General features: G+C 61.5%; 4 protein-coding genes. 2 read left to right on the forward strand and 2 right to left on the reverse strand.

What is annotated here, in order from left to right:
- Nucleotides 1-653 (reverse strand): molybdate ABC transporter substrate-binding protein (gene modA / locus GPS82_RS13545; RefSeq protein WP_296495600.1); only part of this gene is annotated, 653 nt, incomplete at its 3' end.
- Nucleotides 650-1,780, reverse strand: a complete 1,131-nt coding sequence (locus GPS82_RS13550; RefSeq protein ID WP_296495603.1) for a helix-turn-helix domain-containing protein — start codon at nucleotides 1,778-1,780, stop codon at nucleotides 650-652. The genes modA and GPS82_RS13550, both read right to left, overlap by 4 nt.
- 287 nt (nucleotides 1,781-2,067) lie before the next feature.
- On the opposite strand from GPS82_RS13550, the gene GPS82_RS13555 reads away from it, so the two are divergent.
- Together GPS82_RS13555 and GPS82_RS13560 are read left to right on the forward strand one after the other, a co-directional pair.
- Nucleotides 2,068-2,544: a 4Fe-4S dicluster domain-containing protein gene (locus GPS82_RS13555; RefSeq protein WP_296495604.1), complete on the forward strand. Its 477-nt coding sequence runs from the start codon at nucleotides 2,068-2,070 to the stop codon at nucleotides 2,542-2,544.
- A gap of 68 nt (nucleotides 2,545-2,612) precedes the next feature.
- On the forward strand, nucleotides 2,613-3,346 hold a 734-nt coding region (locus GPS82_RS13560; protein WP_296495606.1), incomplete at its 3' end, for an aldehyde ferredoxin oxidoreductase N-terminal domain-containing protein.

Here is a 3,346-nt window from a genome sequence, read left to right on the forward strand (position 1 = left end):
ACAAAGGCTTGCTCCAGCGGCTGGTGGCTGTCGGCCGGAATCAGGTAGTAGCCGCCCTTGGCTTTGAGAGAGTCATTGATGGCTAGTGACAGCGCGATGATGCCGACCTCGGCGGCCTGGCTGTCAATGAGCTGCGCGGTGTGCGAAATGTTTTCTCCAAACACCAGCTTGCTTTGAAGCGTGGTCCACAGGCCGGCGTGCTCGAGGGCTTCCCGGGCGCGGGCACCGTAGGGCGCATGTTCGGGCGCGGCAATGGCGATCTTGCGAAATTCAGGCCGGGCCAGGCTCTGCAGGCTGAGCTGGCTGGCATCCACCTTGGCGCTCCACAGCACGATGCGACCAAAGGCGTAGGTGGTGACGGGGCCGAGCGCCTTGCCGCTGGTAACCAGTTTTTTCGGGTAGCTCACGTCGGCCGAGAAAAACAGGTCAAACGGTGCGCCGTTTTCAATTTGCTGCATGAACTTGCCCGAGGAACCCATGATCAACTCAAGTTTGTGCGTCGGGTTGGTTTTTTGAAACAGGGGCAAAAGTTCGTTAAATGCATAGCGCAAGTCGGCCGCCGCCGCCACCCGGGCGGTTTCGGCCAGGCTGAGGGGGCTTGCGGCGAGTGCAAAGAATGCAAGCACCAGATTCAACAAAAATTGCGCTTTCACGACGGCTTTGGTCCCAGCTTGCGGTACAGCGTGGCACGGCTGATCCCCAGGGCGCGGGCGGCCTGGCCGACATTGCCACGGGCATCGTCCACCGCCTTGCGGATCATGGCGGCCTCGACCTCGCGCAGCGCCCGCGCCGGACCTGCGCTCGGGCCAGTTTGCAACGGGTTGGCTTCGTCGGCGCGGGTGATGGCCAGCGCCTGCAGGCGCAGACCGCTCCAGAGCGGGAGTTCAATCGGTTTGCCGGGTCGCTTGGCGGCGTCAAACAAAGGTTCAACCGGCTGGCCAAAAACGTCACTGACGTGCACCGGCGTCTGGTCGGGTGCGGCCAGGCCTGGCACCATCTGGCGCGCCACCGGGTTGGCACCGGTGATCCAGCCATCCATGTCCAGGCACAAAATGCCGTCGGCATCACCGCCCAGGCTGTTGCCGGGCCAGTTCAAGCGCAGCAGCAGGGCGTGGGGCAGGGCGGTGACCAGGGCGTTTTCAATTTTGCTGGCCGATTGCATGACCAGGTGCTTGAGCTCCGGACGCTCCTGCGCATCGACCCCTGTCACATCCAGCATGCCCACGCAAGCGCCATCAGGGCCAAACAGCGGCGCTCCAGCGCAGCTGTACACCGACGTTTGATCAAAAAAATGCTCGCCCCGGTGCAGCCAGACCGGTTGCTGTTCAGACAGCGCAGTGCCAATGGCCGTGGTGCCAATGCTGCGCTCTGACAGGTCGGTGCCGACACGGGTGATCAGGTGGGCGCGTGGGTCGGCGTGGTCAATGGCGCCGCAGGCGTCGACCACCACCCCGTCGGCGTTGGTCAGGATGGCAAAGTAGCGGGTGTTGACAATGGCGCGCGCCAGGTTGTGCAGCATGGGCTGGGCTGCCGCAATGAGGCCCTGGTTGGCTTCCAGGGTGTAGCGCAGCAGGGGCGTGGTCACCTGGGCAAAACTCACCTGGCTGGCGGGTTGCAGACCCGAAGCAAGGCAGCGCTGCCATGAGCGCTCAACCCAGGGAGCGACCCAGCCGGGCGCAACGGAGCGGCCGTCCACCATGAGGCTTTGGCGTGCCTGGGCAATGCGTGCCAGGCGGCTCGGCGGGGCATTGGGGGACGTGCTGGAATTGGCGGTGTTCATGGTCTGGTTTGCAGGTGCCTGAATTTATCGCATTTTGGGTTGACCGGTGGGTTTGCTTGCGCGCCAATTGAGCCACAGACGCAGTTTTGACGGCAATTCTCATCACCGCCTGTTTTTTGCGGCTCGTCTCAATTTGAGAATTTGTGGACTTTGCCTCATTCACATCAGGGTTCTCCCTAGCCCGCATTTTTTGCCAAACTCTAACAATCAAGGGGTGACTGGTTTGACGAGAATGGCATTGTGGCTGTTCATTCCGGTTTCATTCATCACCCAAAGGAGACCCACACATGCAAAAGGTGTTGCACATCACGGCCGACAAATGCACCGGCTGTCTGCAGTGCGAAATGGCCTGTTCGTTTGAGAACTACGGCACGTTCGCCACCGCCAAATCGCGTATCAAGGTGTTTAACTTTCACCACACCGGCAAGAAGGTGCCCTACACCTGCACTCAGTGCGACGAGGCCTGGTGCCTGCACGCGTGCCCGGTGGAGGCCATTACGCTGGACAAGGCAACGGGCGCCAAAGTGGTGAATGAGACCACCTGTGTCGGCTGCAAGGTCTGCACCATCGCCTGCCCGTTTGGCACCATCAACTACGTCCAGGAAACCGGCAAGGTGCAAAAGTGCGACCTGTGCGGCGGCGAGCCGGCCTGTGCCGATGCCTGCCCCACCGGCGCCATCACCTTCATCGACGCCAACTGGACCGGTCTGGGCAAGATGGAACAGTGGGCTGACAAGCTCGGCAATCAAGCGACCGCAGTTTAAAATACTTGTGGGTCAGACCACCTTGCGCAGCAAACGTGCTCTGACCCCAACACTTTAGGAGAACGAACATGTCATGGGCTGGAAAAATCCTCCGCGTTAACTTGACCGCAGGCACCGTCAAGTCTGAACCCCTCAATATGGAGTGGGCGCAGGCCTACATTGGCTCGCGCGGCCTGGGTACCAAATACCTGGTCGAAGAAGTCGATGCCACCGTGGATCCGCTCTCTGCTGAGAACAAGATCATCTGGGCCACCGGTCCGCTGACCGGCACCATGGCCAGTACCGGTGGCCGCTACACCGTCATCACGAAAGGCCCGCTGACCGGTGCCATTGCCTGCTCCAATTCAGGCGGCTACTGGGGTGCCGAGTTCAAGATGGCCGGCTGGGACATGGTCATTTTTGAAGGCAAGTCGGCCAAGCCGGTCTACCTGTACGTCAACGACGACCTGGCCGAACTGCGCGATGCCAGCCACCTGTGGGGCAAGAGCGTCTGGGAAACCGAAGAGATCATCAAGAAGGGTCTGCAAGACCCGCTGACTCGCGTGTCGAGCATCGGCAAGGCGGGTGAAAACGGTGTGCTGTTTGCCGCCGTGGTCAACGACTTGCACCGCGCCGCCGGCCGATCTGGCGTGGGTGCGGTCATGGGCAGCAAAAACCTCAAGGCCATCGCGGTGCGCGGCACCAAGGGTGTGGGCAACATCCAAAACCCCCAAGCCTTCATGACGGCCGTGAAAGCCGCCAAGAAGGTGCTGGCCGAGAACGGCGTCACCGGCACCGGTTTGCCCGCCATGGGCACCCAGGT

The organism is Rhodoferax sp. (assembly GCF_011391645.1).
Lineage (GTDB): Bacteria > Pseudomonadota > Gammaproteobacteria > Burkholderiales > Burkholderiaceae_C > Rhodoferax.

What these genes read in the sequence shown, in the direction of transcription:
- GPS82_RS13550 (WP_296495603.1), bottom strand. Translation starts at nt 1,780, where the DNA reads ATGAACACCGCCAATTCCAGCACGTCCCCCAATGCCCCGCCGAGCCGC.
- GPS82_RS13555 (WP_296495604.1), top strand. Translation starts at nt 2,068, where the DNA reads ATGCAAAAGGTGTTGCACATCACGGCCGACAAATGCACCGGCTGTCTG.